Below are 20,479 nucleotides of genomic sequence, written 5' to 3' on the forward strand. Positions count from 1 at the left end.
TACTGAACAGTTTGGAACGTACAGGGATGGATAGTATTTCCGAAATACACACTAAAATGGTTCAAAACCTAGGATATTAATTAATTAGAAATGAAAAAAATAAATTTAATAGCAGGATTAATTTGCGTTACAATTTTCGGATGTGAGAAATACAAGCTGGACGATCTTCAGTTTGAAGTTACCACTATAAAATCTAAGGTAAAAGTTGGTGAGGAAATAGTATTTAACTTTACGGGTAATCCGGATAACATTACTTTTTTCTCTGGAGAAGTTGGTAAACAATATGAATTTAAAGATCGTACGTCTGGTAATGGTAAAGCAGAGTTGCAATTTACCACCTATTTGCAGAACAATAAACCAAATACTTTAAAGTTCTTGGCATCAAAAAATTTTACGGGAATTGCGGATTCTTTAAATATAGTAAACGCTACTTGGGTAGATATCACAAATCGTGTAACACTATCTTCTGGGTTGGATAATACGCCATCAGGTGTGGTTGATGTAACTGATTTAAGAGAGCCCAATAAAAGTGTTTACTTTGCCTTTAAGTATACTGATAATACAAGTGCCACTGCGCAAGCTACTTGGACTATTAGAGATTTTGTGGTTAGAAATACGTTTAATAATAGAGTATTTGAAATATTAAACTTAGCTGATGCAGGTTGGGGACGATTTAATATGATTAATAAATCCAATGTGTGGACTGTTTCTGCAACCGGCTTAAGGTTTACTGGCGGTGGTGCAAACGCTCCAAGTAATGATACTTGGGTTATTGCCCGCCCGGCTGATTTGAGTTTTGTTACAAGGGACGCTGGGGAGGCTATCAAGGATATTAATCAGCTGCTAAATCCTAAAAAATATGTATTTACTGCGCCAGGAACGTACAAAGTTTCTTTCTTGGCCTCCAAAGGAAATATAGAAACTTTTAATACTGTGTTAAAAGAAGTTACAATTGTAGTCGAGCCTTAAATGCCTCATTGCATCGCTAATCCAATAGCGGCATAAGCATATTATATCAAAAGCATAATCAATCCACCTCATGGTATTTGTTAAAATCAAAGTGTTTCTACTGCTAATACTTTGTAGCATGGTTGTAGCTAAAGCTCAATTAGCTGTAAGTAGTATTTTTACTGACCACATGGTGTTGCAACAAAATGCGAAGGTAAAAATTTGGGGAAAAGCAGCAGCAAAGGAAGCAATCAAATTAAAACTTACTTTCCTTAAAAAAACGATCAATTTGGTTGCTGATGATAAAGGTAATTGGCAAACAGACATCGCTACACCACATCATGGTGGGCCTTATGAGATGGTAATTGAAGGAGCTAAAAATACCATTAAAATAGAAGATATTTTTTTAGGTGAAGTTTGGTTAGCATCGGGGCAGTCGAATATGCAATTTCCTTTAGATAGCAATTCTAAAGGATACAATGGCCCTTTTAATTTTAAAGAAGAAGTGAAAAATGCTAATTACCCCTCAATTAGACAATTTGTGGTGAAAGGCACAATTTCACGTACAACGAGTGATGCTCAGCAGGGCGAATGGCTGGTATGTAAGCCCGAAAATGCCAAAAAAATATCTGCTTTAGCTTTTTTTTATGCTCGTAATTTACAACAAAACTTAAAGGTGCCTATTGGTATTATTAACTCTAGTTGGGGTGGTACCAATATTGAGGCGTGGATGAGCGCTAAGGATTTGAATGCCTTTGAAAGCGAACATGAAAAGCTCAAAAATATCACTGTTGAAAGCGTAAAAGTCAATGAAAATTACCCTTCGGTATTGTTTAACGGGATGATTTTTCCATTTAGAAAATACAACATAAAAGGCGTGATTTGGTGCCAGGGAGAAAATAATATAAATGACCCTAGGAACTACGCTAAGAAAATGGAAAGCTTAATTAAAGGTTGGAGGATGATTTTTGAACAAAGAGATTTGCCATTTTTATATGTGCAAATTGCACCTTTCAACTATATGGGAAGATCAAAGCAATATTTCTGGGGAAAAGATAATTCATTAGGCTATTTAGTAGAGGAACAGGTGAAAGTTTTAAAGATAAGCGATGTATTTATGGCCAGAACGGGTGATATTGGAGATGTTAAAAATATTCATTACCGGAACAAACAAGAAGTTGGCCAGCGTTTGTCATCTATTGCGTTAAAAGAAGTTTACAATAAAAATATAGCCATAACAAATGGACCAAATGTAGTCAAGGTAAAATATCTGGCAAATAAGGCTATTGTTTATTATGATAATATTGGAAACGGTTTAATTATTAAAGGAAAAACTATAAACGGTTTTGAACTTAGTGAAGATGGAATTAATTTCTACCCAGCTGATGCAGTGTTGGAAGGGAAAAACATATCAGTTTCATGCAGTCAACTATCAAGGATTGCGGCGGTTAGATACTGCTTTAAAAATACTCAAGAAGTAAACCTTTTTAATTCTGCCAGCTTGCCAGCTTTGCCTTTCAGGACCGATCAGTTGGCCTACTAGCGTAAAATAGTTTATCAACTAAATACGATAATGAAGCGATATCTTATATTAACAATACTTCTATTTAATTTTGCTGCCAAAGCACAACTGAATATTAAACCCAACCATTCTGGAATATCATATCAAGGTAGGGTTGTCGTAAATTCGGATTCTGCTTCAATTTATTGGCCAGGTTCCAGTATAAGTTTGAACTTCAAAGGTGCTAGCGTAGACGCCAAACTTAAATCGGCAAAAGAGGATGCTTATTTTTATGTTATTGTTGATGATTCTATCCGAACCAAAATTGAAATTTTAAAAGATAAACCTACACAGTTGTATCGTTTGGTTTCAAATCTTGATGACAAGCAACACCGTTTAACACTGTTTAAATTATCCAACAGTACTTCGGCCAATAAGTTTTATGGATTTATTTTAAGTGGTGAGGCTAAAGTTTTGAAGACAAGTAAATTGCCAACGCGTAGAATTGAATTTTATGGCAATTCTATAACCGCCGGACATGGTGTTGACACGCCCACTGAACAAAAGGATTCAGGAGAACCTAAGTATTTTAATAATTATTACACCTACGCAGCAATTACAGCAAGGCATTTTAACGCTCAATATTACAATACATCACGTAGTGGAATAGGGGTTATGGTGAGTTGGTTTGCTGAAACTATGTCAGAAACTTATAATCGCATAAATCCGCTCGATAGTACCAATCGTTGGGATTTCAATAAGTACCAGCCTCAGGTTATTGTTGTAAATCTTTTTCAAAACGACGCTTGGTTAGTTAACAATCCAAGTAATCCGCAGTTTAAAGCAAGGTTTGGAGCACGAAAACCAAATGAAGAATTTATTGTCAACTCCTACAAATCTTTCATCGCAAAATTAGAAAATGTAATCCAAAAGCAACTATTATATGTGCACTAGGAAATATGGATACAACAAAAGAAGGTTCTAAATGGCCTGAATATATAAAAATGGCTACCAGTCAATTGAATGATCACAACATTTACAATTTGTTTTTTCCATACAAGAATACGCCTGGTCATCCAAAACGAAACGAACAATTGGCCATGGCAAAACAACTCATATCTTTTATCGAAGCTAATGTAAAATGGTAGTATTCTCTGTAAAAACAAAACGCCAAAATTTTAAATCTAAACCGGTTCCTTTTAGGTAAAAGCGAAAAAGGATAAAGGTTGCTATCCATCCACCAAATCTACGTACCAGTAGCCTTGTTCAGCATTTCCATCAGGTGAAGGGAAGCTTCTGAATACCTTTTCACCTAAGCTAAATTTAATAGGTTTTTTGAAAATTGGTCCATCAAATACAAAGGTGTGAAACTCGCCGTTTTCGCCACACGGATCTATACCTTCGGGCAAATCATCTATAAATTGTTCGTCAATAACACGTCCGCAAAAGTCTTCCAGCCCTTGTTGAGCACATACCACAATCGTTTTGTAGCCTAGCGAGAGAAACTCATTCAATACTTCTGTTGTGTCTCTCTTCCATAGTGGAAACTCGGCTATCAGGCCTATTTCCGCTAATTTACTTTCGCGATAAGCCCTTAAATCCTCTAAAAACAGATCTCCGAAAATGGAATGCGTGATACCTTGCGCCTTAACTGCAGTTAACTGTGTATACATGGTGCGGTCATAAGTATCCATATCGGGCATCTCAGGTAAATTAACCTGATAAAGCGGAAGCCCAATGCTCTCCGTTTGTTGAACCAAAAGGCTGCTGCGTACACCATGCATACTTATCCTGTCGTAGGTTTCACTAACAGAGGTAAGTAAGTATCTGATATCGAAAAGTTGATGCTGCAAAATATGATGCAGTGCCAAACAGCTGTCTTTCCCGCCACTCCAATTAAATATACTTGGTGCAATGCTCATTTGATAACGATGATTGTTTTGTGGTAAAGATATTGATTGTACGGTTGTAAATAAGATTTATTTAACGATTGGCATTTCTAGATTTTTTACTCAAAACTATTTTCGATTATTTATAGTGAAAAATAATATGCCTAATTTTCCAAAAATGAATAACAAATGATCAGCAAAACCTTAACCACGCTTTTTTGTCGAGATCTTAATAAATTAAAAGATGAATTAGCATTGTACCAAAATGAAGAGAACATTTGGCTTATAGACAAGCACATATCCAACTCGGCTGGAAACCTTTGTCTGCATTTGATTGGAAATCTAAACACCTATATTGGTGCCGAGTTTGGCGGAACTGGTTACATTAGAAACCGACCTGAGGAATTCGCCAAAAAGAATGTGCCAAGAAGCGAGCTCACGAACGCTATAACGCAAACTATCTTGATGATCGAAAACACGTTGCCAACGCTTACGGAAACACAAATTAAAGGTGAATACCCCATAAAGGTGCTGGAAGATCATGTAACTACTGAGTTTTTTCTTGTGCACCTGGTGATGCATCTCAGTTATCATTTAGGCCAAGTAAATTACCACCGACGGATGTTGGATTGCTAATCATCAATTGATAAATTACTATTGTGGATTTGATAAGTTGAGCGTTTTTAAGTTTTAAACTCTATTTATAACTAATAATGGTTAATTTGTGGAGCCGATGCAAACAAAGCATTTCTGCTTTAGCTTGCTTAGGAAATCTTATTTGCATCAGTTCATCTTTAACCCAAACAACAAATGAAATTAATTCGTCACGGCGATTTTGGCAAAGAACTTATAGGCGTACAAATCGGGGATAAAAACTTTGATCTATCAGCTTTCAACGAAGATTTCAACGAAATTTTTTTCGCAAGTAACGGTTTGGATAGGCTGAAGCAATACATTGAGCAGAATAGAACAGGTTTGGCGGAAATTGCGGCTGATAGTAGGTTAGGAGCACCAATTGCTAGGCCATCTAAAATTGTATGTATCGGTTTAAATTATTTAGATCATGCGAAGGAAACGGGGGCAAGCATTCCTAAAGAACCGATTATTTTTTTCAAAGCTACTAGCGCTTTAGTTGGCCCTTTTGATGAAATTATGATCCCCTTAGGCGCTGAAAAAGTGGATTGGGAGGTGGAGCTTGGTGTGGTAATCGAAAAGAAGGCAAGGTATGTAGACCAATCTGATGCGATGGATTATGTAGCGGGTTACGTACTAGCAAATGATGTTTCGGAGCGTGAGTTTCAGTTGGAAAGGGGAGGTACTTGGGACAAGGGAAAGGGTTGCGATACCTTTGCGCCAGTTGGACCATACCTAGTTACCAAAGATGAAATTGCCGACCCGGCAAATATTAACCTTTGGCTGAAAGTAAACGGCGAAACTTACCAAAATAGCAGTACTAAAAACCTGATTTTTTCGATAGAAGCACTAGTTTCTTATGTATCTAAATTCATGACCTTGCTGCCAGGCGATTTGATTTGTACTGGAACGCCTGCTGGGGTGGGCCTAGGTTTAAAACCGCCAGTTTATTTGAAAGCAGGTGACGTAGTGGAGCTGGGTGCCGACGGTTTAGGCGTAGCACGCCAGCTGGTAGTGCCTTTTAGCTTGTAGTAAGTGTTTACTAAAACCTCCGTTAACTATTTGGAGGTATTAATTTAGTGATGTTTGGAGGATTGTTAAACCGCTGCCATATTTTATAAAGTATAAAGGCGGTAATGCCTCCACCAATTAGTAAAACACCTATTTCTCCTAGTAACTCAATGATGTTATAAAATGCCCTTCCCTTACCGCTAGTAGGCACGGAAGCAGTTCCGTTTGCTATAGCAACCGCTTCATAATGGCAGAAAACTGTAAACGCTAAGGTTATTGCCAACCCTAAAAAATAATTACTTGCTGCCGCCAATGGGGTTAGCGTCTCAAATCGTCTTTGATAATATCTTTGTTTTTCAAAAAAATCGAAGAAAATTTCATAATCGTTTTTGTTAAAAAAGGAAAACTCGCAAACGGTAACTATCCCTATTTTTGTTTTGTATCTGATCACTACATTCGTTTCATCTTCTTCTTTTTTAATCACTCTGATTTTCTCAAAATTGATTTTAGTTTTCGTAGCAAGCGATAGTTTTTTATCCCAAGCTTCTTTAAATTCATTGGAGGTGTGATATCTATTGCTAGAGAACTTAAGTGAATCGTGATCAATTAGTAGCGTGCTAATTTTGCTTCCACTCACTGGGAATAGGTTTTCGTTCATATGTTTAAAAGGTAAATGCCGCTAATGCTATTTTCAATTTGCTGGCCAAGTGAATAGTTGATGTTGTGAGCATTAAATAGTGTTTATGCAAGGCAATATAATAATGCTTTAGCTAATTCGCAACAGTAGCGTATATAGATTTTTTCATGCACATTATACCCAATAACAGGCAGTAAGTACTTGATTATATTGCTTGCGCCAACAGTTTGTGTTTATTGATGTTTCGAAGGTAGTTTAATCTTCAAAAAGAAATATGATGATAAGTAGAATAGCGCATGCTTGGTTGGATTATCTATCTGCATTAGTTTTAATTTTTGCGCCTTGGGCCTTTAAATTTAGTAACTCCGATGAGGCAACGGCAGTTTCAGTTGGTAGTGGGTTTGTGGTGCTTTTGCTATCGGTAGCAACTAAATATGAAGGTGGACTTTATCGAAGAGTTTCTATGTCAATGCATTTAAATCTAGATGTGTTTCTTGGTGTATTCTTAATTGCTTCACCCTGGTTATTCTCATTTAAAGATAAAGTATATCTACCTCATTTAGTAATAGGCGTTATTGCCATCATAGCGGGTTTATTTACTGAAAGACAATCTACCACAAAGCAATCAAGTTGGCAATAGCAATAAACAGCGCCTGCTACTTAGTTGAGATTGGGATGTTGATATCAATTTCTGTTCTTCCGGCTCTGGAGCTTACTTTCATAAAACCTTTAAGCAAGCTAATTTTATCCCTAATTGAACGTAATCCTATCCCTTTGTAGCCATTTTTGTTGATATCAAATCCAATTCCGTTATCGCAAACGTTGATATAGATGAGATGCGGTTTTACCTTTAACGTTATCTTGGCGTGAGTGGCTTTTGCATGTTTACCAATGTTTAGCACTAGCTCTTGTACCGTACGGTATACCGCTAATTCTAAATATTTCGGTTTTAGCAATGCCAAACCTTCAAAATCAAAGGAAAACATAATTTTTGCTTCCATTTTATGGCAAACATCCTCAATAGCGGCTCTAATCCCAAAATCGTTTAATACGGTAGGCATCAATTGATGTGATATTCTTCGAGTTTCCTTTATTCCTTCGTCTAACAATTGAGAGGTGTACTGTTTGGTGTCCAAAAAACTTTCTGGATTTGCTGCCGCCAGTTGTATATTCAATGTCGAAAGGTTCAGCTTTACCCCATAAAGCAGCTGGCCCAATCCATTATGTAAGCTCTCAGAAATTCGTTGCCGTTCCTCTTCTTGCGTACTCAATATTGCCCTAAAAATTTCTAGCTGTTTTTCTTCCTTCAATAGGCGTTTTTCCTCCTCTAATTGAGCTTTCAATTCCATCAGTTCCATTTCTCTGGACACATCTTGCGATAAGCTAATTACATGCGTAGGCTTGCCATGATCATCTGTTTTGTAGATGGTTCTCCTGGTACGCACCCATGTTGGTCGCCCGGCGGCATTAAGTAATCGGAAGGTAAGTTCTTTCACATCGCCAGGCTCTGATGACAACAAATCGCTAATGTGGGCATCAAACCTTTCTCTATCCTCATGAAATACAAATTTGTCGAAGAGTTTAACACCCATTTGGCTCAGTTCCTCTAAGGTTTTTCCAAAAAGACTCAACACTTTTTCGTTGGCGTAAACCATTTGCATGTTTTGCAATTCAATTACATAAAGCATTCCAGGAGCAGCGTCAACAATGCCCTGAATTAAATCGATATCTCCTAAAACGTTATCGTTATTAATAATATGGCCTTTGTTTTTCATAACCCATTACTTTACTTCAGTAAAGCATTTAAGCTCATCATTTTGTTTTAAATTGATGAAAATACTTGCCAACAATAAGTGTTTGACCATAGATATTAAGTAATTATCCTAATTCACGTATAAATCGCATTTGCCATATTTGATAAAATAGAAGTGGGGATTATGGCTGTAGCAAAGGCAAATACCATCGAAAGATTGGTAAAAGTATTAGTAGTTGAGAGTGATATTGACTTAAGGCATATCCTTTCAGAACTTTTCGATTTAGAAGGTTATGAGTTCGTAATCCATTCTCATTCTTGTGATATTGTAAATCAAGTTTCTAATTACCAACCAGATGTAGTATTGCTAGATTACCGATTACCTACAGTGGACGGAAGCGATTTATGTGATAGCCTAAAGCATGATCCGCAAACTAGCCAGGTTCCTGTTATCATTTATTCTGTTGCTCCAGTTTCGGTTTTCTCACAGTTAAAAATTAAATACGACGCTTTCCTCGCAAAACCTTTCGACTTAAACGAGCTTTTAACCAATATCGAAAACTTGATAAGATGGCGAGCCACCACGTAGTGGAAATGTAACATTTGAGCTTGCTGTTTGCAATTTTAACGCAATGTGCTAATTTTGGTGCGTTGAAAAAAGCTTTACACATACTACTATTAACGTTTTATTTGCTTTCTAGCACCGATATGCAGGAGCTTACCAAGCTTCCTGTGCTTTTTCAACACTACTTCGAGCACAAAAACTTAGATAATTCCATAACCTTTTTCGGCTATTTGGAACACCATTATAACGATTTAGGGCATGGAAATGATGGCGATGCGGCCAGAGATAAACAACTGCCGTTCAAAACACATGAGTTCTGCAATGTATCTTTCATCAGCCCTGCTTTGCCACCTACCACTGGACTAACTATTCAAAAATTTTCGCAGGTAATTGCTAAGCAGCAAATGCCTATCGTTAATGAGCCTAGTTCATATTCGGCCTATGCCGGAAAAATTTGGCAACCGCCAAAGATAATTACTGTTTCTTAGTAAATTTTCACTTGTAGCTGCTCTTATGTCATTGGTGTCCATCAACACTAATCGATTTTATTAAAAAGTAAGCTGCAATTAAATGAATTAGAAAACACTTATTATCATATTTCATGTTAAACAAAATCATTGAGTTTTCTATCAAGAATAAACTCATTATCGGACTGTTTACACTCAGTTTGATTATATACGGTAGCTTTGAACTCACCAAACTACCCATTGATGCCGTACCTGATATTACAAATAATCAAGTACAGATTATCACTATTGCTCCTTCTTACGGTGCCACGGATATTGAGCGTTTAGTAACTTTTCCTGTGGAACAAGCTAATAGTAACATTGCTGGAATTAAGGAAATTAGAAGCTTCAGCCGTTTTGGACTATCACTAGTAACTTTGGTTTTTAACGATGATGTGGACGTGTACTGGGCAAGGCAGCAGGTTGCCGAACGCCTACTGATTGTACAGGAACAAATACCTCAAGGCATTGGCAAACCCGAAATGGGACCTATTTCTACAGGTCTGGGAGAGATTTACCAGTATGCCGTAAAGCCCAAGAAAGGTTACGAGCATCGTTATGATATTACTGAATTGCGTACCATCCAGGATTGGATCATTAGGCGCCAACTTTTAGGCGTTAAGGGCGTTGCCGAAGTAAGCAGCTTTGGTGGTAAGCTGAAGCAATATCAAGTGACTATCGATCCTAATAAACTGGTGGCACACAACGTCACCATGTCTGATATTTTTGATGCTTTAGAAAGTAATAATCAAAATACTGGCGGTGCTTACATCGAAAAGCAGTCGAGTGTATTGTATATCCGTAGTGAAGGCTTAATTGGAAATAAAGAAGATATCGAAAACATTGTAGTGAGGAGCGAAGCTGGAGCTACTCCGCTACTAGTTAGAGATGTGGCCAATGTGGAAATAGGCTTTGCTACAAGATATGGTGCCTTAACTTTCAATGATGAAGGAGAAGTATCAGGTGCTGTGGTGATGATGCTAAAAGGTGCCAATAGCAACGTTGTGATTGATAACATCAAAGCTAAAATCAAGCAAATTGAACAAACCTTGCCAGAGGGCGTTGAAATTGTTCCGTTTTTAGATAGAACAAGCATGGTGAACAATGCCATTAAAACGGTAGAAACCAACTTGCTTGAAGGAGCGCTTATTGTGGTTTTTGTGTTGGTGATCTTCCTAGGTAACTTAAGAGCTGGTTTTATTGTAGCATCGGTAATCCCTTTGTCTATGCTTTTCGCCATTATCATGATGAATATTTTTGGCGTTAGCGGTAACTTGATGAGTTTAGGTGCTTTAGATTTTGGCCTGATTGTAGATGGTGCGGTGATTATCGTTGAAGCGGTGATGCACCAATTAAGTCACAATAAAAAGTTTGCCGGCATCAGCATACTGAAGCAAAACGAAATGGATTTGGAAGTAAAGAGTGCTTCCTCAAAAATGATGAACAGTGCCGTGTTTGGTCAAATCATCATCCTAATTGTTTACCTGCCTATATTCAGTTTACAAGGTATTGAAGGAAAGATGTTTAAGCCAATGGCGCAAACAGTAGCCTTTGCTTTATTGGGCGCATTTATCCTTTCGCTAACCTACATTCCAATGGTTTCCAGTCTGTTTTTGAGCAAAAAAATCAAAACTAAACCTAATATTTCTGATAGGGTGATGGCTAGGGTAGAAAAAGCTTACGCTAATACCCTTCAAAAAGTGATGGTTTTCCCGAAAACCATTATTGCTGTGGTATTGGGCATGTTTGTGGCAGCTATTATTTTGCTTACTCATTTGGGTGGTGAGTTTATCCCATCTATTGAGGAGGGCGATTATGCTGTAGAAACTAGGGTGCTTTCAGGAAGTAGTTTAACCACTACGGTAGAGAACGTACAAAAGGTAGCTGGCATTTTAAAAGCTCGTTTCCCGGAGGTTAAAAACATCGTCACTAAAATTGGAAGCAGCGAGGTGCCAACTGATCCTATGCCAATTGATGTTGGTGATATGATTATAAACTTAAAGCCTAAAAAGGAGTGGACTTCCGCAAAAACTTTCGAAGAGCTATCCGAGAAAATGGGTGAAGCAGCAAGCGAAATTCCTGGAGTTACCACGAGTTTTCAGTTCCCGGTACAAATGCGTTTTAACGAGTTGATGACTGGCGCTAGGCAAGATGTGGTTTGCAAAATCTTTGGAGAAGATTTCGATACCTTAGCGCTGTACTCTAAGAAACTTGGGAATATCGTCAGAAAAGTAGACGGCGCTACAGAGATTTATGTTGAACAAATTTCGGGGATGCCTCAAATTGTAATCAAATACAACAGGGCAATAGTAGCGCAGTATGGCTTAAACATTGCGGAAATTAACAGGAATGTAAATACGGCATTTGCCGGACAAAGTACCGGGCTGGTTTTCGAAGGTGAAAAACGTTTTGACCTGGTAGTGAGATTACAAAATGACAAGAGGTCTAGCATCAAAGACGTTCAAAATCTGCTGATTCCAACGCCTAACGGTGGCCAAATTCCTTTATCACAAGTGGCTGATGTATCGTTGGTTAATAGCCCAAGTCAAATTCAACGAGAAGATACCAAACGCCGAATTTTGGTAGGTTTTAACGTTAACGGAAGGGATGTGGAAAGTATCGTAAATGAGCTTCAAGCTAAAGTACAGTCGGAAATTAAACTTCCTACCGGTTACAGCATTACTTACGGTGGTTCTTTTGAAAATTTAAACGAAGCAAAATCTAGGTTGATGATTGCGGTTCCAGTATCGTTGGTGTTGATTTTTTTACTGCTTTATTTCGCCTTTGGCTCCATAAAATATGGTTTGTTAATTTACACGGCAATTCCCCTTTCGGCAATTGGCGGGATATTTTTATTGGCCTTGCGTGGTTTGCCATTTAGTATTAGTGCAGGTGTAGGTTTCATTGCTTTATTTGGTATCGCTGTGCTCAACGGAATTGTACTGGTGGCCGAATTCAATAACATCAAAAAATCAGGAGAACAAGACATGAAAAAAGTAGTGCTTAAAGGTACAAATACGAGGCTTAGGCCAGTATTAATGACTGCATTTGTAGCTTCGTTGGGCTTTTTGCCGATGGCTTTAAGCAACGGAGCAGGCGCTGCGGTTCAACGTCCGCTAGCTACGGTGGTAATTGGCGGTTTAATGATAGCCACATTGCTTACGCTTTTTGTACTTCCAATTTTATATGTGAGTTTTGAAAAAGGCTTAATTAGAGGTAAAAAAATTGCTTCAATTGCTACAATAGTGATATTAGTCTTCTGCTTTTCATCAGTTTCTGCGCAAAAGCCAATTACTTTAAATGCTGCGCTTGATAGTGCTTACCAGCATAACAGAAGTTTGAAAAGTGCACAACTTAAAGCAAGTTACGGCGAGCAATTGACAAAAACGGCCACTACCATTTCGCCAACTAATATCAGCGGCGAATATGGAAAGTTTAATAGTAACTTGATGGACAATAAAATTAGTGTTAACCAAAGTTTTAGCTTGCCTGGAGTTTATGCAAAACAGAAAGATAGATTGTTAGAGGAATGGAAAATTGCAGTAATTCAGCAAGAGTTGAGTAAAGCTGAAGTCACTAAACTTACCTCCGAGGTTTTTTACGAACTGCTTGCTATTCAGCAGTACGAACAATTGTATCAGCAGGCAGATAGTACTTATCAAAAGCTCCAAAAATTAGCAGAAGTAAGGCTGAAAACAGGGGAGAGCAGCATGTTGGAGAAAGCAAGTGCGCAAAACCAACTTCTTCAAATTGATACCAAGCTGAAAAATTTGTTGGTACAAAAGGCACTTAGACAACAACAACTTTCATTTTTGTTGAACACAGATGATATTTTGCAGCCGGTAGCCGAAAGTTTGATAGCTACTGTTAAAATGGCCGATACAATTTCGTGGGTCAATCATCCACTGATTAAAATACAACAACAGGAAGAAAAACTGGCGCAATCTCAAACTGCGCTTGAAAAAGCTAAACTACTGCCCGAATTTAACGTTGGCTATAATAATACAACGCTAAGGGATGGCGTCAATTTTACCCCAAGTGATCGGTTCCAATCTGTGCAATTGGGCTTAAGCATTCCATTGCTAGGTGGTTCGCAGCGCAATAAAGTGAAATCTGCCAAAGCCTATGAAGCTTATAGAAAAGCTGAAACGGCTCAGGTAACACAGCAATTGAGTACACAGCTAAAATCGGTTTACCAGCAGTACCAGCAGCAACGGGTATTGGTGCAAAACTTAAAAAGCAATGGTTTGGCTACAGCAAATGCCATCACTAATACTTTAAATCTGCAACTCAAAAACGGCCAAATCAATTATTTGGAATGGACAATGCTGAATAATGAAAGTATCGCAATTAAGGAAAGCTATTTTGAAGCCATCCGACAATTAAATAAAAGTGCAATAGAGCTTAATTACCTTTTGGCACTGTAAATCATTTATTGCTTTGATAAATTTAGAATGAAAAAGTATTTATATATAACTATGATAAGCGCTACCGTAGCATTAGCTTGCAGTAGCGATAAGCCTGAAGCCGAAACACCGCAGGCAGTAAATGAAAACGAGGTGTCCTTAACACAACAGCAGGCTAAAAACATTAACTTGGAAGTTGGTAAAGTTGGTTTTGGAAATGTTAACGAAACGCTGAAGCTACAGGGTAAAATTGATGTACCACCTCAAAATTTAGTGTCGGTGAGCATTCCTTTGGGCGGTTACCTCAAATCAACTAAAATGCTGCCAGGCACTCATGTAAATAAGGGCCAAGTAATTGCGGTGATGGAAGATCCGCAATACATTCAATTACAACAAGATTACTTGAACGTAAGCAATAAATTGAGCTATGCGTCAAAAGAATTGGCCCGTCAGAAAGAGTTGAATGTGAGCAAGGCAAATAGTGATAAAACCTTGCAACAGGCAGAAACAGAGTATAATAATTTGTTAGTGGAGCAAAACGCATTGTCCGAAAAACTTAAACTGATCAACATCAATGCGGCTCAGCTGAAGGGCGGAAAAATTTCTAAATCGGTAAATGTATACTCGCCAATTAACGGTTATGTTAGTAAAGTAAATGTAAACATTGGGAAGTATGTAACGCCATCTGATGTGATTTTGGAACTAATTAACCCAACTGACATTCATTTGAACTTAACTATTTTTGAAAAAGATTTGAGCAAAATTAGGGTTGGACAGCACGTAATTGCCTATACCAATGTGGAGCCTGCAAAAAAATACGATACCGAAGTAATTTTGATAAGCCACAACGTTAGCGAAGGTGGAAGAGGCGAAGTGCACTGTCATTTTGAACAGTACGACCAGCGTTTGATGCCAGGTATGTATATGAACGCGGAGCTACAATTTGGTAATCAAAAGGTGCAAGTACTACCTGAAGATGCCGTGGTGAGTTTCGAAGGTAAAGATTATGTTTTTGTGGAAAATAAGCCGCTGAACTTTACTTTAACGGCAGTAAATATTGGCGAAACTGCGGATGGTAAAATCGCTATACTTACCGATTTAAAAGGAAAGAAAATTGCCACTAAAGGTGCTTATTCTTTACTGATGAAACTTAAAAATGCTGGTGAAGACGAGGAATAGGATGTGTTAAAAAGTATAAAGCCCCGGAAGGGGCTTTATTTTGTTTCAGGCGAAACAAAGTGGAGAGCTAATCCAGGATCAATTAGTTGCAGTTGCCGTGAGTAAGCTGCAATTAGCCAATTTTCTACGGTATAATTCATTCATCATTTCATTGTCGCTAATGTTTCTAGCCCATTCAGGTCTAAATTCGAAGTACCTCAGGTTAGGCATAGAAGCTTGTCGGCCAGCCCAAGTAAACCCAATAGATTCTCCTAGTCTGGCTACTTGATTATAGATTACCTCGTGATCTACATATTTCAGCTTGCCAGAGGCAGAACTTTCATAAATGCCGATACCAAATGCTAGTCCGTGGTTGTGATAAGAAAGCCTAATTTGCTCACTAGCTTCCTTTGCAGCTACAAAATCAAATGCCAGTTGATCCATCAAAAACTTTCTGATAATGGTATTTCTGTTGATGATTTTTACGTAAAATCCATTTGCGGCACAAAGGCTAATTAATTTTTTCACCATCGGGATGATTTCCTCGGCAATGTTATTAAAATCAGAAGCTGAGGCGTAAAATTGTGTATCAACTGTCAGGTCCAATGTAGCATCGCTCAGTTGTGGGCTAGGGTAACTATTCACTTCGTTTTTGTTTAATGGTTTATGAGCACTGTTAATTCGACAATGCTAAGTGACAAAAAAAGTGAAGCAGTAAATAGGATGCTTTTGCTGATAATAACAATCAGGTAAAAACGCTTAGGTAACCAGGTATTTTTACCTAGTTTGTTTTTTGAGCTTTGGGGAAGTGTGAAAAGTTTGCGCCAATGCGCTACTGAACCAATAGTTTTTTAAAAATGCACTTGGTCTTTAATTGCTGAAATGATCAACTTCAATCAGTTTATGCTTAAGGGCATAAAGCACCAATCCTGCGGTGTTTCTGCTGCCGGTTTTCAGTAAAAGGTTATTCCGATGACCTTCTACGGTGCGGTTGCTTAAAAAAAGTTTTTCGGCAATTTCTGCACTGCTGAACTGTTTACAAATCAACTGTAGCACTTCTTTCTCCCTTGGTGTGAGCAGGCTCTCGTTTTCATCTAAACTTGCTGCCTGAGGTTTTTTAATCAAGCCTTTACGCATAATCTCCAACATTGGAAGCGTAAAATAAAAATCATTTTTAAACACTTCCCTAATCGACTTTTCTACTTCTTCAGGTTCTGCATTTTTTGCCAAATAGCCGTTAGCCCCAGCTTGTATGGTCGAAAGGATGTGATGTTCTGCTTCGTGGATAGTTAAAATAATTACACCAATGTTGGGATGGCTTTGTTTGATGATTTTAAGCGCTTCCAGTCCATTCATTTCAGGCATCGATAAATCCAATAATATGATATGGATCTCTTCGCTTTCTGCTTGTAAAAGATCAACGAGTTGTTTGCCATTTTCGGCCTCAAAAATAATTTTTACGTCGTCAAAGGAATTTACCAATGCGATCATTCCTTTTCTAAAAAGCTTTTGATCATCGGCTATGGCAACGTTTATCGTCATTTTTGATCGTTAATTTGGGTTTTTTTGATACTTATCGTGCAACTAACGTTAAAGCATTAAATAAATAGTTTGTGTTTCTTCACCTTCTGAAATTAATATGCTTGAGAGACAATGCGAAACGCACAAATGTTGCTTTAATCATTATTACAAATATCTTTTTTTTACTAGATTCGACCAAATAAAACTATTAGGAATAAATAAACCATTCAATACTCACAATTTTAAATGCAATTAAATGAAATCAAAAATTAACGTACCAACAATTCCTGTTGATGAGGCAGTAGATCGTGTTACCCGCTTTCGCAATCAGCTGGTGTTACAAGTACCAGAATCCAATATTCCTAGGGCAGTATTTATTCCAATCAGCGATTTACTAGCGATTATTAATAGCTATAATGTAATAGGTGCAGATGGTGCTGACATTAATCAACTATCGGGAGTTAGGGCGTATTTCGCAGTAAAAGAAACCGATACTGATTTACCAGATGATGTAACCGCGGTAATAGTTCCCGTAGATAAAGCAGGAAAAGATATCATCTATCAAAATAATCGCGGCAATGGGGAAGGTGACGATACAGAAATTTACGATTTTACTAAGCCTTGTCCAACAGAATGTGATAAAACAAGCCCTTTATATGTGCCATGATGCTTAAAAATATTTTAATAGGCATTGTAGTTCCATTAAGTATTCTTCTACCTATCGGTGTATTTATCTTCAAATATAAATATGCCGATAGGGCCATGAAGACCATATTTTATTACCTAATTGCTGCTGGCATAACCAATTTGACTGCTATTTTGCTCATAGAAATGGGGATGCGTAATTTGCCACTGCTCCACGTTTATACTGTTGTTGAAACGCTCTTTTTTTTAAGTTATTTCAAATCAATTTTTAACAGCCAAAAAATTAGCCGCTATCTGAATTTATTAATGGTCGTATTTCCAATTATTTGTATCATAAACTTCTTGTTTTTGCAGGATATTTTTTCGTTCAATACTTATACACGTCCACTTGAAGCGCTGATTATTACGGCAATCTGTTTATTTTATTTGTACAGAAGTGGATTTGTGGAAGATTTAATGAAAAAGCCAGTTAGTTGGGTTAACATTGGCATTATGGCATACTTTCCAGCGGCGAGTATTATTTTTTTAATGTCCAATTATTTCGTGTTTAAGTCGTACAATAAAGAGCTAAATACATTGGTTTGGAATATACATTCGCTGTTGGTTTTAATAATGTATTTAGCTTTTACCAAGGCATTTACTTTAATTCCGAAAACTAAAAAAGTTAACGGTGCAGCAAAATAGTAGAATTGAACAATGGAAATTTGGGAATAATTAAACATGGTAGATAATGTTTATTTGCTGATATTTTACGGCGTAGTGTTGCTGCTAATTCTAGTTGCGTCATTTTTGTTGTTCTACATCAGAAATCAAAGTGTGGTATGGAAACAAAAGCGCCAACTACAAGAAACGCAGCTAGCACAACAAAAAGAGTTGTTAAATGCAGTTATTGATTCTCAAGAGATTGAGCGAAAACGCATTGGTCAGGATTTACATGATGAAATTGGCGGTACACTATCAGCGATCAAATTAATGCTTAATTCGCTGAAAAAACAGGTGCCAACAGAACATGTTGAAACATTAACCGATGCGAAGGAATTAATTGATAAAATGATTGTGGATGTGCGTCATATCTCACATGACTTGTCTCCTCCTGGACTTTCGGTATTTGGTTTGTTCCCTACCATTGAGGCTTTTGTTACGCTCATCAATAACACCGGGCAAATTAAAATTAGGTTGTCGCAACAAGGTGACGCTGACGCCGTACCACTACCTGAAAAAACTGCATTGGCATTTTTTAGGGTAATTACTCAACTGGTTGATAATACCATTAAGCATGCTAAAGCAACAATAATTGATATTGATTTTAACTTCGCAGAAAACCTTCATATCCACTATAAAGACAATGGTAAAGGTTTTGATTTAGCTGTTTTGAACGAAAGAACCGGAATTGGCATGCAAAACATCCAAAGCAGGCTACAAATGGTTAATGCCCACTACCAAATTACTACTGCTGTAGGTAGGGGCTTTCAAATTGCTATTGAACTAGAAGCGCACTAGCTATTTATTTTGCCGCTAAGGCTGCGTCCAAATCAGCAATTAAATCATCAATATTTTCTAGTCCTACTGAAATTCGAATAAGGTTTTGTGGCGTTTTGCTAGTTGGTCCTTCAACCGAAGCTCGGTGCTCAATTAAACTTTCTACTCCGCCCAAACTTGTAGCCTGACTGAAAATTTTTACGCTATTTACTACTTTTCTTGCAGCGGCGGCATCACCTTTGGTTAAAATGGAAAGCATACCTCCAAAGCCACGCATTTGCGCTTTGGCAATTTCGTGCTGCGGGTGGGAAACTAATCCAGGGTAGTAAACCGCTTCTATTTGAGGATGATTTTTAAGATAATTGGCCAGTTTTTCGGCATTGCCACAATGTCCTTTGATACGATAGGCCAAAGTTTTAATGCTTCTAATCAGTAAAAAACAATCGAAAGCAGAAGGCACTGCGCCACCTGTTTCCTGTATATTTTTAACCTTTTCCCAAAACTCATTCTTTGCTGCAAAAGTTAACGCTCCACCCAATACATCACTATGGCCGCCAATGTACTTAGTGGTTGAATGCATTACGATGTCAGCCCCTAATGCAATTGGATTTTGTAAAATAGGAGAGGCAAAAGTACTGTCTACGGCAAAAATCAGCCCGTGTTTTTTTGCGATTTTGGCAATTGCTTCAATATCACAAATTTTAAGCAAAGGGTTGGATGGCGTTTCTACCCAAATTAAGCTGGTATTTGGTTTAATGTACTGTGCTATGTTCTCGGTAACGGTTAAATCAATGAAGTCAAAAGTTAATGTTCCTTCAAAAATGGTCATTAACTGCTTTTTAAATCCCCAATACATGTCATCTGGAGCGATGATATGACTGCCCGGTTTTAAGGCCTGAAAAATGGCCATCCCTGCTGTATTTCCAGAAGAAAAGGCACAGCTGGTTTCGCCGCCTTCCAAGGCTGTAAGTACTTGTTCTAATGCTGTTCTGTTAGGATTGCTTACCCTACTATACATGTGACCACCTGGGTAGCCACCATCTTCGCCTCTAAAAAAAGTTGTAGATAAGTGTATAGGAGAGGTAACATCTCCGGTGGTAGCTTTTACTAGGTTTGCAGCGTGTATAGCGGTAGTTTCTGGGTTCATTATTTTTTATTTTACTGTTAGATAAACAAATGTATGGTAAAAGGTGTAATTATAGGATATTTGGCAAGATTTGTGCGAAGAGTTCACAAAAATTATACAATTGGCGATACAGCCATCCTCATAATTAACATTAAAATTACGACAATGAAAAAACTACTTTTAGCTATCGCTTTATTTTCGGCATCACTACTGGTGTTGGAAAGCTGCTCTCCAAAAACTTCAACTGGTGCCGCTGCTGTAAGAAGAGGCAATGTTACTGGCAACTGGATGTTAAACAATATCAGTTTCGAAGGTATTCCTGATGTGGCTGTACGCTCATTTTTGGGTGAGAGCTCGTACAAATGTTTTGTAGGCAGTACTTGGAGCTTAACCAACAGCGGTAATGGTACGTACAATTTACCTGCTAGCGCTAACTGTGGTGCAAAATCGCAAAATATCTTTTGGTCTGTGAATAATGCCGATGGCACTTTCCAATTCAAAAAGCTATACGAAGGAGATAAAGCTAAAAACGTAACTGAAGGTTATCGAATGATGCTAACCAATGCTGACGATAACACGATGACCATTAAATCACCTATTGAATACAGCGGTAATACTGCTTATGTAGTATTGAACTTTGTGAAATCTGTGAAATAAACTCAGTTTAACAAATCATTTTTAAAGCCACGAATAAGCTTTCG

General features: G+C 37.7%; 21 protein-coding genes. 15 read left to right on the top strand and 6 right to left on the bottom strand.

Going from position 1 to position 20,479, the window contains the following annotated elements; genetic code table 11:
* Window positions 1–90: 90 nt before the first annotated feature.
* From DUT68_RS00005 to DUT68_RS00020, 4 genes are all read left to right on the top strand, one after another.
* Window positions 91–969, top strand: a complete 879-nt coding sequence (locus DUT68_RS00005) for a DUF5017 domain-containing protein (RefSeq protein ID WP_113634614.1) — start codon at window positions 91–93, stop codon at window positions 967–969.
* Window positions 970–1,087: 118 nt separating this feature from the next.
* A complete protein-coding gene (locus tag DUT68_RS00010) occupies window positions 1,088–2,491 on the top strand; it encodes a sialate O-acetylesterase (RefSeq protein WP_157960731.1) in 1,404 nt (467 codons plus the stop codon).
* A gap of 30 nt (window positions 2,492–2,521) precedes the next feature.
* A complete protein-coding gene (locus DUT68_RS00015; protein ID WP_113634618.1) occupies window positions 2,522–3,403 on the top strand; it encodes an SGNH/GDSL hydrolase family protein in 882 nt (293 codons plus the stop codon).
* A gap of 5 nt (window positions 3,404–3,408) precedes the next feature.
* Complete coding sequence (locus tag DUT68_RS00020) at window positions 3,409–3,597, top strand: hypothetical protein (protein WP_113634620.1); 189 nt, start codon at window positions 3,409–3,411, stop codon at window positions 3,595–3,597.
* An 81-nt stretch (window positions 3,598–3,678) separates the two neighbouring features.
* On the opposite strand, the gene DUT68_RS00025 is transcribed toward DUT68_RS00020, so the two are convergent.
* Window positions 3,679–4,371 carry a Dph6-related ATP pyrophosphatase gene (locus DUT68_RS00025; protein ID WP_113634622.1) on the bottom strand — a complete coding sequence of 231 codons (693 nt, stop codon included), beginning with the start codon at window positions 4,369–4,371 and terminating at the stop codon, window positions 3,679–3,681.
* A gap of 156 nt (window positions 4,372–4,527) precedes the next feature.
* On the opposite strand from DUT68_RS00025, the gene DUT68_RS00030 reads away from it, so the two are divergent.
* Both DUT68_RS00030 and DUT68_RS00035 read left to right on the top strand, forming a co-directional pair.
* Complete coding sequence (locus DUT68_RS00030; RefSeq protein ID WP_198659502.1) at window positions 4,528–4,974, top strand: DUF1572 family protein; 447 nt, start codon at window positions 4,528–4,530, stop codon at window positions 4,972–4,974.
* 174 nt (window positions 4,975–5,148) lie between these two features.
* Window positions 5,149–6,003 carry a fumarylacetoacetate hydrolase family protein gene (locus DUT68_RS00035; protein ID WP_113634625.1) on the top strand — a complete coding sequence of 285 codons (855 nt, stop codon included), beginning with the start codon at window positions 5,149–5,151 and terminating at the stop codon, window positions 6,001–6,003.
* Between the two features lie 22 nt (window positions 6,004–6,025).
* Here the strand turns inward: DUT68_RS00035 and DUT68_RS00040 are convergent, their stop codons facing one another.
* Window positions 6,026–6,640 carry a hypothetical protein gene (locus tag DUT68_RS00040; RefSeq protein ID WP_113634627.1) on the bottom strand — a complete coding sequence of 205 codons (615 nt, stop codon included), beginning with the start codon at window positions 6,638–6,640 and terminating at the stop codon, window positions 6,026–6,028.
* 253 nt (window positions 6,641–6,893) lie between these two features.
* Here DUT68_RS00040 and DUT68_RS00045 point away from each other — a divergent pair, with 253 nt between their 5' ends.
* On the top strand, window positions 6,894–7,259 hold the full coding sequence (locus tag DUT68_RS00045; protein WP_113634629.1) for an SPW repeat domain-containing protein: 366 nt from the start codon (window positions 6,894–6,896) through the stop codon (window positions 7,257–7,259).
* 16 nt (window positions 7,260–7,275) lie between these two features.
* Here DUT68_RS00045 and DUT68_RS00050 read toward each other — a convergent pair whose 3' ends face one another.
* Window positions 7,276–8,394 (bottom strand): sensor histidine kinase, encoded by a 1,119-nt coding sequence (locus DUT68_RS00050; protein ID WP_113634631.1) that lies wholly within the window; start codon window positions 8,392–8,394, stop codon window positions 7,276–7,278.
* 162 nt (window positions 8,395–8,556) lie between these two features.
* Between DUT68_RS00050 and DUT68_RS00055 the strand changes: the two genes are divergently transcribed.
* The 4 genes from DUT68_RS00055 to DUT68_RS00070 all read left to right on the top strand — a co-directional run bounded on the left by DUT68_RS00055 (window position 8,557) and on the right by DUT68_RS00070 (window position 15,028).
* Window positions 8,557–8,961, top strand: a complete 405-nt coding sequence (locus DUT68_RS00055; protein WP_113634633.1) for a response regulator — start codon at window positions 8,557–8,559, stop codon at window positions 8,959–8,961.
* A gap of 62 nt (window positions 8,962–9,023) precedes the next feature.
* Window positions 9,024–9,425: a hypothetical protein gene (locus DUT68_RS00060; protein ID WP_198659503.1), complete on the top strand. Its 402-nt coding sequence runs from the start codon at window positions 9,024–9,026 to the stop codon at window positions 9,423–9,425.
* Window positions 9,426–9,538: 113 nt separating this feature from the next.
* Window positions 9,539–13,870, top strand: a complete 4,332-nt coding sequence (locus DUT68_RS00065) for a CusA/CzcA family heavy metal efflux RND transporter (protein WP_113634636.1) — start codon at window positions 9,539–9,541, stop codon at window positions 13,868–13,870.
* 27 nt (window positions 13,871–13,897) lie between these two features.
* Window positions 13,898–15,028, top strand: a complete 1,131-nt coding sequence (locus DUT68_RS00070; RefSeq protein WP_113634637.1) for an efflux RND transporter periplasmic adaptor subunit — start codon at window positions 13,898–13,900, stop codon at window positions 15,026–15,028.
* Between the two features lie 78 nt (window positions 15,029–15,106).
* Here DUT68_RS00070 and DUT68_RS00075 read toward each other — a convergent pair whose 3' ends face one another.
* Both DUT68_RS00075 and DUT68_RS00080 read right to left on the bottom strand, forming a co-directional pair.
* A complete protein-coding gene (locus tag DUT68_RS00075; protein ID WP_113634639.1) occupies window positions 15,107–15,652 on the bottom strand; it encodes a M15 family metallopeptidase domain-containing protein in 546 nt (181 codons plus the stop codon).
* A gap of 225 nt (window positions 15,653–15,877) precedes the next feature.
* A complete protein-coding gene (locus DUT68_RS00080) occupies window positions 15,878–16,549 on the bottom strand; it encodes a response regulator transcription factor (RefSeq protein WP_113634641.1) in 672 nt (223 codons plus the stop codon).
* A gap of 235 nt (window positions 16,550–16,784) precedes the next feature.
* Here DUT68_RS00080 and DUT68_RS00085 point away from each other — a divergent pair, with 235 nt between their 5' ends.
* The 3 genes from DUT68_RS00085 to DUT68_RS00095 are packed head-to-tail and all read left to right on the top strand — an operon-like array spanning window position 16,785 to window position 18,673.
* Window positions 16,785–17,195, top strand: a complete 411-nt coding sequence (locus DUT68_RS00085) for a hypothetical protein (RefSeq protein ID WP_113634642.1) — start codon at window positions 16,785–16,787, stop codon at window positions 17,193–17,195.
* On the top strand, window positions 17,192–17,857 hold the full coding sequence (locus DUT68_RS00090; protein WP_113634643.1) for a hypothetical protein: 666 nt from the start codon (window positions 17,192–17,194) through the stop codon (window positions 17,855–17,857). The genes DUT68_RS00085 and DUT68_RS00090 overlap by 4 nt, the downstream gene beginning before the upstream one ends.
* 36 nt (window positions 17,858–17,893) lie before the next feature.
* Window positions 17,894–18,673 carry a sensor histidine kinase gene (locus DUT68_RS00095; RefSeq protein WP_113634645.1) on the top strand — a complete coding sequence of 260 codons (780 nt, stop codon included), beginning with the start codon at window positions 17,894–17,896 and terminating at the stop codon, window positions 18,671–18,673.
* Window positions 18,674–18,677: 4 nt separating this feature from the next.
* Here DUT68_RS00095 and DUT68_RS00100 read toward each other — a convergent pair whose 3' ends face one another.
* Window positions 18,678–19,799 (bottom strand): trans-sulfuration enzyme family protein, encoded by a 1,122-nt coding sequence (locus DUT68_RS00100; RefSeq protein ID WP_113634646.1) that lies wholly within the window; start codon window positions 19,797–19,799, stop codon window positions 18,678–18,680.
* A 144-nt stretch (window positions 19,800–19,943) separates the two neighbouring features.
* Between DUT68_RS00100 and DUT68_RS00105 the strand changes: the two genes are divergently transcribed.
* A complete protein-coding gene (locus tag DUT68_RS00105; RefSeq protein WP_113635424.1) occupies window positions 19,944–20,435 on the top strand; it encodes a lipocalin family protein in 492 nt (163 codons plus the stop codon).
* Window positions 20,436–20,479: the final 44 nt, after the last annotated feature.

The sequence above is a fragment of the Pedobacter zeaxanthinifaciens genome (assembly GCF_003313335.1).
Classification (GTDB): domain Bacteria; phylum Bacteroidota; class Bacteroidia; order Sphingobacteriales; family Sphingobacteriaceae; genus Pedobacter; species Pedobacter zeaxanthinifaciens.